Source organism: Actinotalea ferrariae CF5-4 (genome assembly GCF_000603945.1).
In the GTDB taxonomy this organism is placed as follows: domain Bacteria; phylum Actinomycetota; class Actinomycetes; order Actinomycetales; family Cellulomonadaceae; genus Actinotalea; species Actinotalea ferrariae.
In genome coordinates this window covers 1-15392 of record NZ_AXCW01000020.1, presented here as the reverse complement: position 1 = coordinate 15392, position 15392 = coordinate 1, and the positions used below count along the sequence as shown (strand labels likewise).

Genomic DNA, 15392 nt, shown 5'->3' with positions numbered 1-15392 from the left:
AGCACGAACACCCGGATCCCGGTCCCGCATCGACCTGCCGCGCGGGGTGGCGGGGCTCCGGACGGCAGAGCCGCACCCGGGACCTACGTCCTCATCGGGGGCAGCGTATCGCGGTCGCGGCACGGAACCCTCCGGCGCCCGACGGCTGGCGCGTCGGTCGCGGCGGACACCTCTCAGGCGCACCTCAGGGGCGATGCCGCCGCGGTGACCAGCGGCCTCACCCCTGCGCCCGCCTAGGGTGATCTCGTGGACGGACCTCGCGTGTACCTGGACGCCGCCGGCCCGGCCCCTCGTCATCCGGCCGCGACCCAGGCCTGGCTGGCGGCGGAGGCCGAGGGGTGGGCGGACCCGCGCGGCCTGCATGCGGAGGGCCGGCGCGCGCGGTTGCTGCTCGAGAGCGCCCGGGAGTCCCTCGCCGGGTCCCTGGGCTGCCGGACCGAGGAGGTGCACCTCGTCGCGTCCCACACCGCCGCCCTGCACGCCGGGGTCCTCGGCCTGGCCCGGGCACGACGGCGCACCGGCCACCGTGTGGTCGCCTCGGCGGTCGAGCGCGCCGCGGTGCACGAGGCGGCCCGCTCGCTCGAGCCCGACGCCCTGACGACCGTGCCCGTCGACGCGCTGGCGCGCGTGGACCTCGCGGCGTGGGACGCGGCGGTCCGCTCACCGGGTGTGGCGGTCGCGGCGCTCCAGCACGCGAACGGCGAGGTCGGCACGCTGCAGCCCGTCCCGGCGGCGCACGCCACGGCGCAGACGGCAGGCGTGCCGCTCCTCGTCGACGCGGGCGCGAGCGCCGGTCAGGTGCCGCTGCCGGCGGACTGGGACGCCCTCGCGGTGGACCCGACCGCCTGGGGCGGCATCGCGGGGGTCGGCGTCCTCGCCGTGCGGTCCCGCACGCGGGCGACGCCCGTGGGGCCCGGGGACGAGGACCCGTGGTCCCCCGGCGGCGTGAGCGTCGCGGCGGCCTTCGCCGCGGCGGTGTCCCTCGAGGCCGTCCTGCGCGAGCAGCAGGAGGCGGACCGCCGTCGGCGCGACCTCGTGGACCTCCTGCGCCGCCGGGTCGCCGCCGAGGTACCGGACGTGGACGTGGTCGGTGACCCCGTCGAGCGGCTGCCGCACGTCGTGACGTTCTCCTGCCTGTACGTCGACGGCGAGACCCTCCTCGGCGAGCTGGACCGGCGCGGGTTCGCCGTCGGCTCGGGCTCGGCCTGCACGTCGTCGGCGCAGGAGCCCAGCCACGTCCTCGCCGCGATGGGCGCCCTGACCCACGGGAACGTCCGGGTCGCCGTGCACCACCGGACGACGGCCGACGACGTGGAGCGGTTCTGCGACGTCCTCCCGGGGGCGGTGGCCCACGTGCGCGGGCTCGCCGGTGCGGCTGGGCTGTGACGGCGTGGACGCCAGGAGCAGGCCGGTGACCGGCGGCGGGCCGGACGACGGCGGGACGGCCGGGACGGGCGCAGCGGGCCACCCGGGCGCGGGCGTCGTCGTCGACGCGCGGGGGCTCGCCTGCCCGCTGCCGGTGATCCGGCTCGCGGCGGTGGCGCGCGGGCTCGGGCCCGGGACGCGCGTCACGGTGCTGTGGACCGACCCGGCGGCCGCGCACGACATCCCCGCGTGGGCCCGCATGCGCGGACACCGCGTCGAGGCCGACGAGCCGGGCGAGGCTGCACCCCCCGGGCCGGGCCGGACCAGCGTCCTCCTCGGGACGCAGGACGGGCCGGCACCCGCAGGTGCCGGCCCGTCCTGAGAGGTGCGTCGGCGCTCAGGCGAACGAGCCGCCGCACGCGCAGGACGAGCCCGCGTTGGGGTTGTCGATCGTGAAGCCCTGCTTCTCGATCGTGTCCGCGAAGTCGATCGTCGCGCCCTCGAGGTAGGGGACGCTCATCCGGTCGACGACGACCTCGACGCCGTCGTAGTCCTTCGTCACGTCGCCGTCGAGCAGGCGCTCGTCGAAGTACAGCTGGTAGATCAGGCCGGAGCACCCGCCGGGCTGCACCGCCACGCGGAGCCGCAGGTCGTCGCGGCCCTCCTGCTCCAGCAGGGTGCGCACCTTGCCGGCGGCGACATCGGTCAGGATCACGCCGTGGGTCGACGTCTGGGTGGTCTCGCTCATCGTGTCTCCGCAGCATCTCGGGGGCTGTCCTCCGTGCCAACGCACGACCGGCCCGCCCGTGTTCCCGTCCAGGGTACGACCCCCGGCGTGGGACCTGGGCCGAGGGTGGGCCGTTCGGGCGTGGGACCTCAGCGCGACCAGGTCCGGGCCACGCGCGCCACCCGGTCGCCCAGCGCCGCCGCGAGGTCCCCGTCCTGTCCCCGCGGCGCCGAGCCCGGGCGCTCGTGGACCGCGTAGACCCCCGCCAGGCCCGCTGCGCCCCACTCCCGGCGCCCGGCGTGCACCTGTCCGGCGACGGCGACGACCGGCACCGCGGTGCGCAGGGCCTCGGCAGCCACCACCGCGACCACGCCGTCGTGCAGGGAGTGCCCGTCGAGCTCCTGCTCCCCCGTCAGCACGAGGTCCGCGTCCGCCACCCGTCGAGCCAGACCGACCACCTCCGCCGTGACCTGCGCACCGGCCCGCAGCCGCCCCCCGAGGACGGCCAGCGCGAACCCCAGGCCGCCACCTGCGCCCGCACCGGGCAGCTGGGTGAGGCGCCGGGTGTGCTCGCGCCCGTCCCCGCGCGGAAGCAGGAGGTCCCGGCGGACCGTGTCCTGGGCCACGACGTCGCCGACGAGGTGGGCGAAGGCGCTCAGAGCACCCTCCAGTGCCTGCGCCCGCTCCGCGGTCACCGTCCTGGCCGAGGACAGCCCGGCGCTGGCACCGTGCAGGCCGAGCAGCTGGACGTCGGTGTCCACCGCCGCGACGAGGTCGACCTCCGCCCACTCCCGGCGCAGCTCCGCTAGGCCCTCCAGGTCCCCGCGCGAGAGGTCCGCGAGCGACGAGCCTCCGCGCTCCAGTGCCCCGGACGGCAGGCCGAGCCCCGCCAGCAACCCCGCCCCGGCGTCGTGCGTCGCGGCGCCACCCACCGCCACGACCACGCGCCGGGCTCCCCTGTCCCGGACGACGCGCAGGAGGCGGCCCAGTGCCGCGGAGCCCGTCGCGCCGGGGTCGGGTGCGTCCGCAGGCGCGAGCAGGTGCGGGCCGAGCACGAGCGCCGCCTCGACGTACGCGGTCACCCCGGTCGTGTCCTCGACGAGGAGCACGGGGACGGGCGTGGCCACCTGCGCGGGGCCCTCGACGGTGACCGGCACGAGCTCGCCGTCGCAGGCGGCCCGCACGACCTCGAGGAACCCGGGCCCGCCGTCGGAGAGGGGCAGTCGGGTCAGCACGTCGTGCGGGGCGCCCGTCGCCCAGCCGGCCGCCATCACGTCCGCCGCCTGCACGGACGTCAGGCCGGCGAAGCGGTCCGGGGCCACGAGGATGCGCACCCCGTCATCGTGCCGCACCCCGCGCGGCCCGTCGTCGTCCCCACCACCCGCGGGACGCCTGTGGAAGACTTCCCACCGTGAGCACCGCGACCAGCGCCTCGGGCGCCGCGACCAGCACCACCCCGACGACCGGGGGGTTCGAGGAGCCGGCACCGTCCGCGCTCCTGCTGCTCGGGCAGGGCCGGGACCTCGCCTCCGAGCGGGGCGTGGAGTGCCCGGGCGCCCTTCCCGCGCCGAGCGACCCGGACCTCGCCGAGCGGGCCCGGGCGGCGCGCGCGGCCCTCGGGGACAGCGCCTTCGTCCTCGGCCACCACTACCAGCGCGACGAGGTCATCCAGTTCGCCGACGTCACCGGGGACTCGTTCAAGCTCGCGCGCGAGGCGGCCGCGCGTCCCGCCGCGGAGCACGTCGTCTTCTGCGGCGTGCACTTCATGGCGGAGTCGGCCGACATCCTCACCGCCCCGGACCAGAAGGTCGTGCTGCCGGACCTGGCGGCCGGCTGCTCGATGGCGGACATGGCGGCGATCGACCAGGTCGAGGAGGCCTGGGCGGTTCTCTCCGACGCGGGCGTCGCCGAGCGGACCGTGCCCGTCACCTACATGAACTCCTCCGCCGCGATCAAGGCCTTCACGGGGCGCCACGGCGGCACGGTCTGCACGTCGTCGAACGCGCAGGTCGCCCTGCGGTGGGCGTTCGACCAGGTGGGGGGCGAGGACGGCGACGGCAAGGTCCTCTTCATGCCCGACCAGCACCTCGGCCGGAACACCGCGGTGCTGCAGCTCGGCCTGCGGCCCGAGGACTGCGTCGTGTACGACCCGCGGCGGCCCGGCGGTGGCCTCGCACCGCACGAGCTCGAGGCCGCGCGGATGGTCCTGTGGCGCGGGCACTGCTCGGTGCACGGCCGCTTCTCCGCCCGCAACGTGGCCGAGGTGCGCGAACGGGTCCCCGGCGTCACGGTGCTCGTCCACCCGGAGTGCACGCACGAGGTGGTCACCGCCGCCGACATGGTCGGGTCGACCGAGTACATCATCAGAGCGCTGGACGCCGCGGCGCCGGGGTCGTCGTGGGCGATCGGCACCGAGCTCAACCTGGTGCGCCGCCTCGCCCGGACGCACCCCGAGCTGGACGTGCACTACCTCGACTCGACGGTCTGCTTCTGCTCGACGATGAACCGCATCGACCTGCCGCACCTGGTGTGGACCCTCGAGTCGCTCGTCCAGGGCCGCACGGTCAACCGCGTCGTCGTCGACGCCGACGACGCCCACTGGGCCCGGGTTGCCCTGGACCAGATGCTCGCACTCCCGGGGCTCTAGGCACCGGGCGGAGGACCCGACGACGCAGCCGCCGCCGGGGGACGGACGGACGGAGGTGGTCCCGTGGTGACCGGTCAGCCGCTGCGCGTGGGGGTCCTGGTGTTCGACGGCGCGGAGGAGCTCGACGTGGCGGGACCCTACGAGGTCCTCGCCACGTGGGCCGAGATCTCCGCGCTGCGCCCCTCGGTGGTGACGTTCTCCCCCGACGGCAACGGGGTCCGCTGCGCCAAGGGCCTGCGGATCGTCCCCGACCACGGCGCGGACGACGTCGGGCAGCTCCACGTCCTCGTCCACCCAGGTGGCGAGGGGACGCGTGCCCTGGCGGCGGACGCGGGCCACCTCGCCTGGCTCCGCCGGCTGCGCGCCACCACGCCCCTCGTCACGAGCGTCTGCACGGGCGCGCGAGTGCTCGCCGCCGCGGGTCTGCTCGCGGGCCGCCCCGCGACGACGTCCTGGGACGCCTTCGACGACATCGCCCTGATCGACCCGAGCGTCCTGCTCGACAGCGAGGCCCGGTTCGTCGACGACGGCGACGTGGTGACCTCGGCCGGGGTGAGCGCCGGGATCGACATGGCGCTCCACCTCGTCGCGCGGCTCGACTCCGTGGCCACGGCCCGCCAGGTCCGGCGCGCGCTCCAGTACGACCCGGAACCGCCCGTCTGAGCCGGACCGGTAACGTCGCGGCGGTGAGCCGACAGATCCAGCTGACCCTGGCGTCCACCTTCCCGCGTCGCGCCGTCCCCGGCCGGACGATCCTCGAGCCGTCGGTGACGCGCACCCGGGTCCGGCCGGCCGACCTGGACTTCTACCTGCACGTGAACAACGGCGTGTACCTGCAGATGATGGACATCGCCCGGAGCAACCTCCTCGCGGACCTGGGCGCGTTCCCCCTGCTGCGGCGGGAGGGCTGGTACCCGGTCGTCGCCTCGTCGGCGATGACGTACCGGCGGTCGCTGCGGCTCGGCGAGCCGGTGGAGATCACGAGCCGCGTCCTGGGCTGGGACCTCCGCGTCGTCTACCTGGAGCAGGTCTTCCGCCGGCGCGGCGAGCTCTGCGCCCGCGGCCTGGTCGCCGGCCGCTTCCTCGGCCGGTCCGGGTTCCGCGTGCCCGCCCCGGACGTCGCGGTGCTCCTCGGCGCGGACCCGACCAGCCCGGACCTGCCCGACGACGTCGCCGCGTGGGCCGCCGCGCTCGACGTCGCCCACCGCAGCCCGGCGGAGGGCGACGTCGCCCGCTAGGCGCGGTCAGCCGAGGGCGCCGGGCGCTCCGAGCCTGGCCAGCAGGAGGGTCTCCGCGAGGACGACGTTCTGCAGCTCGGCCAGGTGCACCGACTCGTCCGGGCCGTGGGCCCGGCTGTCGGGGTCCTCGACCCCGGTGACCAGGATCGCCGCCTCGGGGAAGACCTCGAGGAGGTCGGCGATGAACGGGATGGAGCCGCCCACCCCGATGTCGACGGGCTCGACGCCCCAGGCGTCGGCGAACGCCTGCCGTGCGGTCCGCATCGCGGCCGAGTCGACCGGCGCCCGGAACGCCTTGCCCAGCTCGCCGTCGGTCACGGTGACGTGCGCCCCGAAGGGTGCGTGGCCCTCGAGGTGGGAGCGCAGCGCCGCCGCGGCCGCGGCCGGCTCCTGACCCGGGGGGATGCGCAGCGACAGCTTGGCGCGCGCCCGGGGCGCGATCGTGTTGGACGCCTGCGCGACCGGGGTCGCGTCGATCCCGATGACCGACAGGGCGGGCTTGGTCCACATGCGCCCGGTGAGGGTGCCCGATCCCGCGAGCCGCACGCCCTCCAGGACGGAGGCGTCCGCACGGAACGCCTCCTCCGGCATGTCGACGGCCGGCTCGTCCGCGCGGAGCAGACCCGCGACGGCGACCTCGCCCGCGTCGTCGTGCAGCGTGGCGATGAGGCGGGCCAGCAGGGTCGGCGCGTCCAGGACCGGGCCGCCGTACATGCCCGAGTGGACGGCGTGGTCGAGCACGGCCACCTCGACCTCGCAGTCGACGAGGCCCCGCAGGCTCGTCGTCAGGGCGGGCACCCCCACCTTCCAGTTCGTCGAGTCCGCCACGACGATGACGTCGGCCGCGAGGAGGTCGCGGTGCGCGGTCAGGAAGTCGACGAAGACCGGTGAGCCGATCTCCTCCTCCCCCTCGACGAAGACCGTGACGCCGACCGCCAGCTCGTCGGCCAGGACGCGCAGCGCGCCCAGGTGGGCGACCACACCCGCCTTGTCGTCGGCGGCACCCCGGCCGTAGAGCCGACCGTCGCGCTCGGTCGGCTCGAACGGCGGGGACTGCCAGTCCTCGTCCTTGCCCGGCGGCTGGACGTCGTGGTGCGCGTACAGCAGGACCGTCGGGGCGCCCTCGGGCGCCGGACGCCGGGCGACGACGGCGGGACGGCTCACCACGCCGTCGGGTCGCGTGGCGGTGAGCACCTGCACGTCCGGCATGCCGGCGGCCCGCAGCAGGTCCGCGACCGCGACGGCGCTCGCCGACACGTGGTCCTGGTCGAACGCGGGCGCGGACACGCTGGGGATCCGCACCAGCGCCTCCAGGTCGGCCCGCAGCGCGGGGAAGGCGGCGGCGACGCGGCGACGGAGGTCCTCCGTGGACGGGCCGTGGGGGGACGAGGAGGTCTGCGGGGGGTGCTCGGTGGTCACCCGCCGAACGCTACCCGTGCGCTCCACTACCCTCAGCCTGTGGCTTTCCCCTCCCGCAAGAAGGACCCCGCGGCCGACGCCGCCGCCGTCCCGCCCCTCCCCTCCGCCGACGGCGCGACCGCGTCCGGCAAGGGCCGGCCCACGCCGCGCCGACGTGAGGCCGAGGCCGCCCGCCGCCGGCCGCTGGTGCCCGAGGACCGCAAGGCCGCGGCCAAGGCGCAGCGCGCCGCGATGCGGGCCCAGCGTGACCGCGAGTACCAGGCGATGCTCACGGGCGACGAGGCGAACCTCCCCGCCCGGGACCGCGGCAAGGTCCGTCGCTACGTCCGCGACTACGTCGACGCGCGCTGGAACCTCGGGGAGTTCTTCCTGCCGTTCTCGCTCGTGATGGTGTTCGCGATCCTGGTGACGGGCAACGACGCGGTGGCGAGCCTCATCACCCTGGCGGTCCTCTACCTGGTGGTCCTGGTCACGGTCGTCGACGGCTTCATCCTGTCGCGCATCCTGCGCCGCCGGGTCGAGGCGAAGTTCGGCGAGGTGCCGCGCGGGACGCTCATGTACGGCGTCGTCCGCGCCTTCCAGATCCGCCGCAGCCGCCTGCCGCGGGCGCAGGTCAAGCGAGGTCAGTACCCGTCCTGACCGGACGTCACCCCGCCCGGCCCGGCTCGCCGGTGCGCACCGGCGCGGCGGGCTCTCCCCCGCGCCCACCGGCCTCCGGCACCGTGAACCGCGGCAGCAGGACGTGGACGAGCGGACCGATCGCGAGGGCGTAGGCGGCCGTCGCGAGGCCGACCGTCCCCCCGAGCGCCCAGCCCGTGACGACCACCGTGACCTCGATCGCCGACCGCACCAGACGGACCGAGCGGCCGGTCCGTCGGACCAGCCCGGTCATCAGCCCGTCGCGCGGACCCGGCCCGAGCCGGGCACCGATGTAGCAGGCGGTCGCCACGCCGTTGAGCAGCACGCCGCCACCGGCGAGCGCGACCGCCGCCGGGAGCGGGAGCGGGAGCGGGTCCGGCAGGGGCGCGAGGGCCGCGAGGAACGGGTCGACGAGCAGCCCGATGACCAGGACGTTCGCGACGGTCCCCACACCGGGGCGCTGTCGCAGCGGCAGCCAGCAGAGCAGCACCAGCACGCTGAGTCCCAGGGTGGCGGTGCCGAGCGACACGTCGAGCCGGACCGCGACGCCCTGGCCGAGGACGTCCCAGGGCATGTTGCCGAGCCCGGAGCGCACCAGCGCCGCGATGGACGCCGCGTACAGGACGAGCCCGACGGCCAGCTGCCCGCCGCGACGGGCCGCGCCCGCGCTCCCCGCCACCTCAGCCCTTGCGCAGCGGCAGGGCGGGTGCGACGGCGGCGCCGAGGTGCAGGAGGCGGGCGGTCGCGACGCCCTCCCCCGCGACGGCGCGCCAGTGCTCGCCGATCCACGCCTCGGCGTCGAACCGGCTGGTGAAGGCGGGGCTCACGGGGCGGTCCACCTCGGCGTCGTCGGCCGCGAGGAACTGCCAGGTCCACTGGGGACCGCTCATCGTCCCTCCCGTCGGGCCAGCGCCCGGTTGATCCGCCCGGCCCACGCAGGGCCCTCGTAGATGAACCCCGTGTACCCCTGGACGAGGTCGGCACCGGCCTCACGGTACGCCTGGGCGTCGGCAGGGGTGGTGACGCCGCCCACGCCGATGACGACCGCGTCGGGTCCGAGGCGTGCGCGCAGCCGCCGCACGACCGCCAGACCGCGGGCGAGGACCGGCGGCCCGGACAGCCCTCCCTCGCCCAGGTCGTGGGCGATCGTCGTGTTGACGGCCACGACCCCCTCCAGCCCCAGCTCGAGCACGAGGTCCGCGACGGCGTCGACGTCCTCGTCGGCGAGGTCGGGGGCGATCTTCACCAGCACCGGGACGCGGTGCCGCGGGCCCGTGGCGTCGTCGGCCGCCTCCCGGACCGCCAGCAGGATCGGCCGCAGGCTCGCGACCGACTGCAGGGCCCGCAGGCCGGGCGTGTTCGGGGAGGACACGTTGACGACGAGGTAGTCGGCGAACGGGGCGAGCCGGTGCGCGCTCGCCGCGTAGTCGGCCGGCGCGTCCGCCTCGGGCGTCACCTTGGTCTTGCCGATGTTGACGCCGATGACCGCCTCGCGGCCCCACGGCGTGTCGCGGACGCGCCGCAGGCGCTGCGCGACCGCGTCGGCTCCCTCGTTGTTGAACCCCATGCGGTTGCGGACGGCGCGGTCCTCCACCACGCGCCACAGCCGCGGGCGCTCGTTGCCGGGCTGGCCCAGCGCCGTCACGGTGCCGACCTCGACGAAGGCGAAGCCGAGCATGCGCAACCCGCGCACCCCGACGGCGTTCTTGTCGAAGCCCGCGGCGAGCCCGAAGCGCCCGGGCAGGTCCCGGCCGAGCACGTGCACCGCGCGGTCCGGCCGCGGCGCGCCGCGGAGGCCGGGACGGGTCCGCCCGCCGAGGAGGAGCCCGACGACGACGCGCAGCGGCGGGACCGCGGCGACGAGCCGGACGGCGGCGAACCCCAGCTCGTGGGCCCGCTCGGGGTCCAGGCGACGCAGGACGTGGCGGAAGAGGAGGCGGTACAGCGTGGACACAGACGCCGAACCTACCGGTCGGGCCGCTCCGCCGGGGCGGGACGACCGCCCCGTCCGCGCGCGAGCCACCAGAGGCCGAGGGCCGGCAGCACCAGGGGGACGAAGCCGTAGCCGGCGCCGAACGCGGACCACACGGTCGCGTCGGGGAACAGGTCGGGTCGGACGACCGAGAGCGTCCCGACGACGAGCACCCCGACCGCCTCGATCCCCACGGCGACCCAGGCCACGCGCCGGGCCCGCCCCCCGGCGCGGGCGAGCGCGAGGGTGGCGACGACGTAGACCACCGCGGCGAACGCGGAGAGCGAGTAGGCGACGGGCGCGGCGCCGAAGTCCCGGAGCACCTGGACGCCGGACCGGAACGTCGCGGCGACCGCGAGCACGCCGTAGACGGCGACCAGCGCGCGCCCCGGTCCGGACGCGGTGCGACCGCCCGTGTCGGCCTGAGGAGCGCTCACGCGCCGCTCCAGACCTGGACGACCCGGAACTGCAGGAACACGACCGTCACGGCCGCCACCAGGAGCACGACCGAGCTCCACCGGGTCCGCTCCGCGAACGCCCACGCGGCCGCCACGGGGAGCACGAACAGGGTGGTGACCAGGTAACCCCAGTAGGTGGCGCCGTCCGCCGGCCCGCTCCCCCGGGCGACCGACACGAGCCCGACGAAGACCTGGACGAGGAGGAGCGCCTCCACCACGCCGGACGCGACGAGCTGGCGCAGGACGACGGGCCGGTCACGGACCGTCCGCCAGGCGGCCCAGGCCGCCACGACCGCCGCGGCGAGCGCCGTGACCAGCACGAGGGGTGTCCACACGCCGACGAGGATACGGCCGCGCCGTCCACGGGCGGTCGCCGGACCCACCCCGGCTACCATCGGCGCGTGCCCGCACTGACGCTCACCGCCAAGGACCTCTCCCGCCTCGACGCCGACGTGCTCGTCGTCGGCGTCGCCCCGACCACGGACGGCGGGGTCCGCGTCGTCGGCGCCGCCGGGCTCCCGGACGCGGTGGTGGCGCTCGTCACCGGCTCGGCGAAGGTCCTGGGGATCAGCGGCGACGTCGACGCCCTGCGCCGGCTGCCCGCCGGCGACCTCCTCGCCGCGCAGGTGCTCGCCGTCGTCGGCGTCGGCCCGCTGGACGACGACGCCGTCCCGACCACCGAGGCGCTGCGGCGCGCCGCCGGGTGCGCGACGCGCGGCCTGAGCGGCGTCGGGTCCGTCGCGCTCGCCCTGCCCGCGGAGGACGTCGCCCAGGTGGCGGCCGTGGCGGAGGGAGCCCTGCTGGGGGCGTACGTCTTCGACCGCTACCGCGCGGGCGCCACCGCGCCCGTGAAGCAGATCAGCCTCCTCACCCCGCTCGCCCGCGACGGCGCGGCGAAGAAGGCGGTCGCGCGCGCCACGACGGTCGCCACGGCCGTGCACGGCACCCGCGACCTCGTGAACGCCGCGCCGGTCGACCTCTTCCCGGCCGCGTTCGCCGACGCCGCCCGCGCGGCGGCCAAGGGGACGAAGGTCAAGGTCTCCGTCCTGGACGAGAAGGCCCTCGCGGCGGGCGGCTACGGCGGTCTGCTCGCGGTGGGCCAGGGGTCCGCCCGGCCGCCGCGGCTCGTGAAGCTGACCTACGCCCCGCTGCGGGCGCAGCGCAGCGTCGCGCTCGTCGGCAAGGGCATCACGTTCGACTCGGGCGGCCTGTCCATCAAGCCCGCCAAGGGCATGGAGGCGATGAAGTCCGACATGGCAGGCGCCGCGGCGGTGCTGCACACCGTCCTGGCGGCGGCGGCCCTGGAGCTCCCCGTCAAGGTCACGGGCTGGCTGTGCCTGGCCGAGAACATGCCCTCGGGTACGGCGCAGCGACCGTCGGACGTCATCACCCAGTACGGCGGCAAGACCGTCGAGGTCCTCAACACGGACGCGGAGGGGCGGCTCGTCCTGGCGGACGGGCTCGTGGCCGCGTGCGAGGAGCGGCCCGACGCCGTCGTCGACGTCGCCACGCTCACGGGCGCCCAGGTCGTGGCCCTCGGGACGCGCGTGTCGGCCGTCATGGGCACCGAGGACCTGCGCCGTGCGGTGGTCGAGGCCGCCGAGCGCGCCGGGGAGCAGTTCTGGCCGATGCCCCTGCCGGAGGAGCTCCGGGCGTCGCTGAAGTCCTCCGTGGCCGACCTCGCGAACATCGGCGACCGCTTCGGGGGGATGCTCGTGGCGGGGCTGTTCCTGCGCGAGTTCGTCGGCGCGACGCCGTGGGCGCACCTGGACATCGCCGGTCCGGCGTTCAACGAGGCCTCAGCCCACGGCTACACCCCGGTCGGCGGGACCGGTGTCGCGGTGCGCACGCTGCTGGAGCTGCTCGAGTCCCGCTGACCCAGCGCCCGGGCCGCCCGGCACGGTCGCAGGCCGCCCAGCACGCGAGGAGCGGCCGCTGCTCCTCAGCGCCCGCGGGCGCGGGCGCGCTGCCGGGAGTTCCAGTCGCGCATCCGCTGCGGGTACCCGGTGAACTGGACGTCGTAGACGGGGATCGCGAGCTCCCGGGCGATCTCGCGGGCCGCGCGGTGGTCGGGGACCCGCCGCCGCGTCCACTCCCCCGTCGTCGCGACGAGCAGCACGGTCGTCTGCTGGAACCGGGTCGCGGGCTCGAGGTAGGCCTCCACACCGACGCGCGTGCGCACGAAGTCCGCGAGGTGCGCCCGGGTCGCACGCCGGGCGTCCGCGTCCGGCGGGGCGGCGGGGCTGTCGGCCGCGGCGACCCGCCGTCGTCGGAACAAGCGCATGCGTCCAGGGTACGGCGACGGGACTCATAGGATGACTGGCGGGGTCCCGTGCCCTGCTCGGGCCTCTCAGGTTCACGCTCGTCTCCGGGTGATGACAAGATGACCGGAGCGTCCCACCCGCCGTCTCCCGGAGGAGCATCGCATCGTGGCAGAACACCCCGTCTTCGACATCGTGGTCCTGGGCGGAGGGAGCGGCGGCTACGCCACCGCTCTGCGCGCGTCCGAGCTGGGCCTGTCCGTCGCCCTGATCGAGGCCGAGAAGCTCGGCGGCACCTGCCTGCACTGGGGCTGCATCCCCACCAAGGCGCTCCTGCACGCGGCGGAGCTCGCCGACGGTGCCCGGGAGGGCGAGAAGTACGGCGTGCGCTCCACGTTCGAGGGCATCGACATCACGAAGGTGCACGCGTACAAGGACGGCGTCGTCGGCCGCCTCTACAAGGGCCTCCAGGGCCTGGTGAAGGCGCACGGCGTGACCTACGTCGAGGGCTACGGCCGGCTCGTCGGGACGGACGTCGTCGAGGTGGACGGCCAGCGGTACCAGGGCCGGAACGTCGTCCTCGCGACCGGTTCCTACTCCCGCTCGCTGCCCGGGCTGGAGATCGAGGGTCGCGTCATGACCTCCGACCAGGCGCTCACGCTGGACCGCGTCCCGCAGTCCGTGATCATCCTCGGTGGCGGCGTCATCGGGTCGGAGTTCGCGAGCGTCTGGAAGTCCTTCGGCGCCGACGTGACCATCATCGAGGCCCTGCCGAACCTCGTGCCCAACGAGGACCCGGCGATCAGCAAGGCGTTCGAGCGGGCGTTCCGCAAGCGCGGCATCCAGTTCTCCACCGGCGTCCGGTTCCAGGGCGTCACCCAGGACGACCAGGGCGTCCACGTCACCCTCGAGGACGGCAAGACGTTCGACGCCGAGATCATGCTCGTCGCCGTCGGCCGCGGGCCGCGGACGGACGGCCTGGGCTACGGCGAGCAGGGCGTGACCCTGGACCGCGGCTTCGTCATCACGAACGAGCGCCTCCACACCGGCGTGGGGAACATCTACGCGGTCGGCGACATCGTCCCCGGCCTGCAGCTCGCGCACCGCGGCTTCCAGCAGGGGATCTTCGTGGCGGAGGAGATCGCGGGCCTCAACCCCGCCCCGATCGTCGAGTCCGGCATCCCCCGCGTGACCTACTCCGAGCCCGAGGTCGCCTCGGTCGGCCTCACCGAGGCCAAGGCCAAGGAGACCTACGGCGACGACGCCGTCCAGACCCTCGAGTACAACCTCGGCGGCAACGGCAAGAGCCAGATCCTCGGCACCACGGGCTTCGTCAAGCTCGTGCGGCAGAAGGACGGGCCGGTGGTCGGCGTCCACATGATCGGCGCTCGGGTCGGAGAGCTCATCGCCGAGGGTCAGCTGGTCGTGAACTGGGAGGCGTACCCGGAGGACGTCGCCTCGCTGATCCACGCCCACCCGACGCAGAACGAAGCGCTGGGCGAGGCCTTCCTGGCCCTGGCCGGCAAGCCCCTCCACGCCCACAACTGACCCCACCCGAAGGAGACGCGAGGTCATGTCTGACTCCGTGCTGATGCCGGCGCTCGGCGAGAGCGTGACCGAAGGCACCGTCACCCGCTGGCTCAAGCAGGTCGGGGACACCGTCGAGGTGGACGAGCCGCTGCTGGAGGTCTCGACCGACAAGGTCGACACCGAGATCCCCTCCCCCTACGCGGGGACGCTCCTGGAGATCCTGGTGCCGGAGGACGAGACCGTCGAGGTCGGAGCGGCGCTCGCCGTCATCGGCGCGGCCGGCGAGTCCTCGGTCTCGGACGGCGGCGGGGCCGAGGAGTCCGACGGTGCCCAGGCGTCCGGCGGCGCCGAGGCGTCCGACGGCGCAGCGGACGAGGCCGAGCAGCAGGCGGCCCAGGTCCCCGACGAGGTGACCGACGACGCCTCGGGTGGGCCGGTCGAGGAGCCGGACGCGGCCGGCGGCCAGGGCGAGGCCACGCAGCAGGCCGCCGCCCCCCAGGAAGCCCCCGCGGTCGCCGGTCAGGGCGACGCGCAGGGCGGTGGCGGCGACGCGCAGGACGTCACCCTCCCGGCGCTCGGCGAGAGCGTCACCGAGGGCACGGTCACGCGCTGGCTCAAGCAGGTCGGCGAGACCGTCGAGGTGGACGAGCCGCTGCTCGAGGTCTCGACCGACAAGGTCGACACCGAGATCCCCTCGCCCTTCGCGGGCACGGTGACCGAGATCCTGGTCCAGGAGGACGAGACGGTCGAGGTGGGTGCCGTGCTGGCCCGGGTCGGGTCGGGCTCCGCGGGCGGAGCGCCTGCCACGGCGCCGGAGGAGGCGTCCGCTCCGCAGCCCGCTGCCGCCGACGCGGTCGAGCAGAGTGCCGACGAGCAGCAGGGTGGGGACTACGGGGGCCCGGGCCCGGAGGCCGAGTCGGCTCCGGCCGAGCAGGTCCAGGCGCCTCAGCCGTCGCAGGCCGCCCAGGCCAAGCCGGAGCAGACGCAGGCCCCGGGGCAGGCCGCGGCGCGGGAGCAGACGCCCACGTCCGCACCGTCGGCCGCTGCGGCCGCGCCGTCGGCGCCGTCCGCAGCGTCCGGCGGCGCACCGGCGGGGGGCTACCTCACCCCGCTGGTGCGCAAGCTCGCCGCGGAGA

General features: G+C 75.7%; 18 protein-coding genes. 9 read left to right on the top strand and 9 right to left on the bottom strand.

From position 1 onward, the window contains the following. Window positions 1-246 precede the first annotated feature (246 nt). Together N866_RS03135 and N866_RS03130 are read left to right on the top strand one after the other, a co-directional pair. A complete protein-coding gene (locus tag N866_RS03135; RefSeq protein WP_034222483.1) occupies window positions 247-1386 on the top strand; it encodes a cysteine desulfurase family protein in 1140 nt (379 codons plus the stop codon). 25 nt (window positions 1387-1411) lie between these two features. Continuing rightward, entirely contained in the window at window positions 1412-1747 is a 336-nt protein-coding gene (locus tag N866_RS03130) for a sulfurtransferase TusA family protein (RefSeq protein ID WP_081802271.1), read from the top strand. Window positions 1748-1762: 15 nt separating this feature from the next. Here N866_RS03130 and erpA read toward each other — a convergent pair whose 3' ends face one another. Both erpA and N866_RS03120 read right to left on the bottom strand, forming a co-directional pair. Beyond that, window positions 1763-2113 carry an iron-sulfur cluster insertion protein ErpA gene (erpA, locus tag N866_RS03125; RefSeq protein WP_034222480.1) on the bottom strand — a complete coding sequence of 117 codons (351 nt, stop codon included), beginning with the start codon at window positions 2111-2113 and terminating at the stop codon, window positions 1763-1765. Window positions 2114-2241: 128 nt separating this feature from the next. Continuing rightward, complete coding sequence (locus N866_RS03120) at window positions 2242-3426, bottom strand: glycerate kinase (RefSeq protein WP_034222524.1); 1185 nt, start codon at window positions 3424-3426, stop codon at window positions 2242-2244. Between the two features lie 77 nt (window positions 3427-3503). Between N866_RS03120 and nadA the strand changes: the two genes are divergently transcribed. From nadA to N866_RS03105, 3 genes are all read left to right on the top strand, one after another. Further along, window positions 3504-4739 (top strand): quinolinate synthase NadA, encoded by a 1236-nt coding sequence (gene nadA / locus N866_RS03115; protein ID WP_034222478.1) that lies wholly within the window; start codon window positions 3504-3506, stop codon window positions 4737-4739. Window positions 4740-4802: 63 nt separating this feature from the next. Then, window positions 4803-5402: a DJ-1/PfpI family protein gene (locus N866_RS03110; protein ID WP_034222475.1), complete on the top strand. Its 600-nt coding sequence runs from the start codon at window positions 4803-4805 to the stop codon at window positions 5400-5402. A gap of 23 nt (window positions 5403-5425) precedes the next feature. Further along, entirely contained in the window at window positions 5426-5977 is a 552-nt protein-coding gene (locus N866_RS03105; protein ID WP_034222470.1) for an acyl-CoA thioesterase, read from the top strand. 6 nt (window positions 5978-5983) lie between these two features. Here the strand turns inward: N866_RS03105 and N866_RS03100 are convergent, their stop codons facing one another. Next, window positions 5984-7396 (bottom strand): dipeptidase, encoded by a 1413-nt coding sequence (locus N866_RS03100; protein WP_052022318.1) that lies wholly within the window; start codon window positions 7394-7396, stop codon window positions 5984-5986. Window positions 7397-7435: 39 nt separating this feature from the next. Between N866_RS03100 and N866_RS03095 the strand changes: the two genes are divergently transcribed. After that, entirely contained in the window at window positions 7436-8035 is a 600-nt protein-coding gene (locus N866_RS03095; protein WP_034222467.1) for a DUF3043 domain-containing protein, read from the top strand. Between the two features lie 7 nt (window positions 8036-8042). Here N866_RS03095 and yczE read toward each other — a convergent pair whose 3' ends face one another. The 5 genes from yczE to N866_RS03070 are packed head-to-tail and all read right to left on the bottom strand — an operon-like array spanning window position 8043 to window position 10800. Beyond that, window positions 8043-8714 carry a membrane protein YczE gene (yczE, locus tag N866_RS03090; RefSeq protein ID WP_052022317.1) on the bottom strand — a complete coding sequence of 224 codons (672 nt, stop codon included), beginning with the start codon at window positions 8712-8714 and terminating at the stop codon, window positions 8043-8045. A gap of 1 nt (window position 8715) precedes the next feature. After that, window positions 8716-8925, bottom strand: a complete 210-nt coding sequence (locus N866_RS03085) for a hypothetical protein (protein ID WP_034222465.1) — start codon at window positions 8923-8925, stop codon at window positions 8716-8718. Continuing rightward, the gene (locus tag N866_RS03080) at window positions 8922-9980 is read right to left on the bottom strand and encodes a quinone-dependent dihydroorotate dehydrogenase (protein ID WP_081802274.1); all 1059 of its coding nucleotides are present in this window, start codon (window positions 9978-9980) and stop codon (window positions 8922-8924) included. The genes N866_RS03085 and N866_RS03080 overlap by 4 nt, the downstream gene beginning before the upstream one ends. 20 nt (window positions 9981-10000) lie before the next feature. Further along, a complete protein-coding gene (locus tag N866_RS03075) occupies window positions 10001-10444 on the bottom strand; it encodes a hypothetical protein (RefSeq protein ID WP_034222459.1) in 444 nt (147 codons plus the stop codon). Then, window positions 10441-10800, bottom strand: coding sequence for a hypothetical protein (locus tag N866_RS03070; protein WP_034222518.1), 360 nt, complete (start codon window positions 10798-10800; stop codon window positions 10441-10443). The genes N866_RS03075 and N866_RS03070 overlap by 4 nt, the downstream gene beginning before the upstream one ends. Before the next feature lie 66 nt (window positions 10801-10866). Between N866_RS03070 and N866_RS03065 the strand changes: the two genes are divergently transcribed. Beyond that, the gene (locus N866_RS03065; protein WP_034222456.1) at window positions 10867-12342 is read left to right on the top strand and encodes a leucyl aminopeptidase; all 1476 of its coding nucleotides are present in this window, start codon (window positions 10867-10869) and stop codon (window positions 12340-12342) included. A gap of 65 nt (window positions 12343-12407) precedes the next feature. On the opposite strand, the gene N866_RS03060 is transcribed toward N866_RS03065, so the two are convergent. Next, a complete protein-coding gene (locus tag N866_RS03060; protein WP_034222453.1) occupies window positions 12408-12749 on the bottom strand; it encodes a hypothetical protein in 342 nt (113 codons plus the stop codon). A 145-nt stretch (window positions 12750-12894) separates the two neighbouring features. On the opposite strand from N866_RS03060, the gene lpdA reads away from it, so the two are divergent. Both lpdA and N866_RS03050 read left to right on the top strand, forming a co-directional pair. After that, entirely contained in the window at window positions 12895-14274 is a 1380-nt protein-coding gene (gene lpdA / locus N866_RS03055) for a dihydrolipoyl dehydrogenase (RefSeq protein ID WP_155855178.1), read from the top strand. 25 nt (window positions 14275-14299) lie between these two features. After that, window positions 14300-15392: biotin/lipoyl-containing protein (locus N866_RS03050; protein WP_034222449.1), on the top strand; the 1093-nt coding region annotated here is incomplete at its 3' end.

Coding starts and splice junctions, on each gene's coding strand:
- erpA (WP_034222480.1), bottom strand. CDS start 2,113: ATGAGCGAGACCACCCAGACGTCGACCCACGGCGTGATCCTGACCGAT.
- N866_RS03085 (WP_034222465.1), bottom strand. CDS start 8,925: ATGAGCGGTCCCCAGTGGACCTGGCAGTTCCTCGCGGCCGACGACGCC.
- N866_RS03060 (WP_034222453.1), bottom strand. CDS start 12,749: ATGCGCTTGTTCCGACGACGGCGGGTCGCCGCGGCCGACAGCCCCGCC.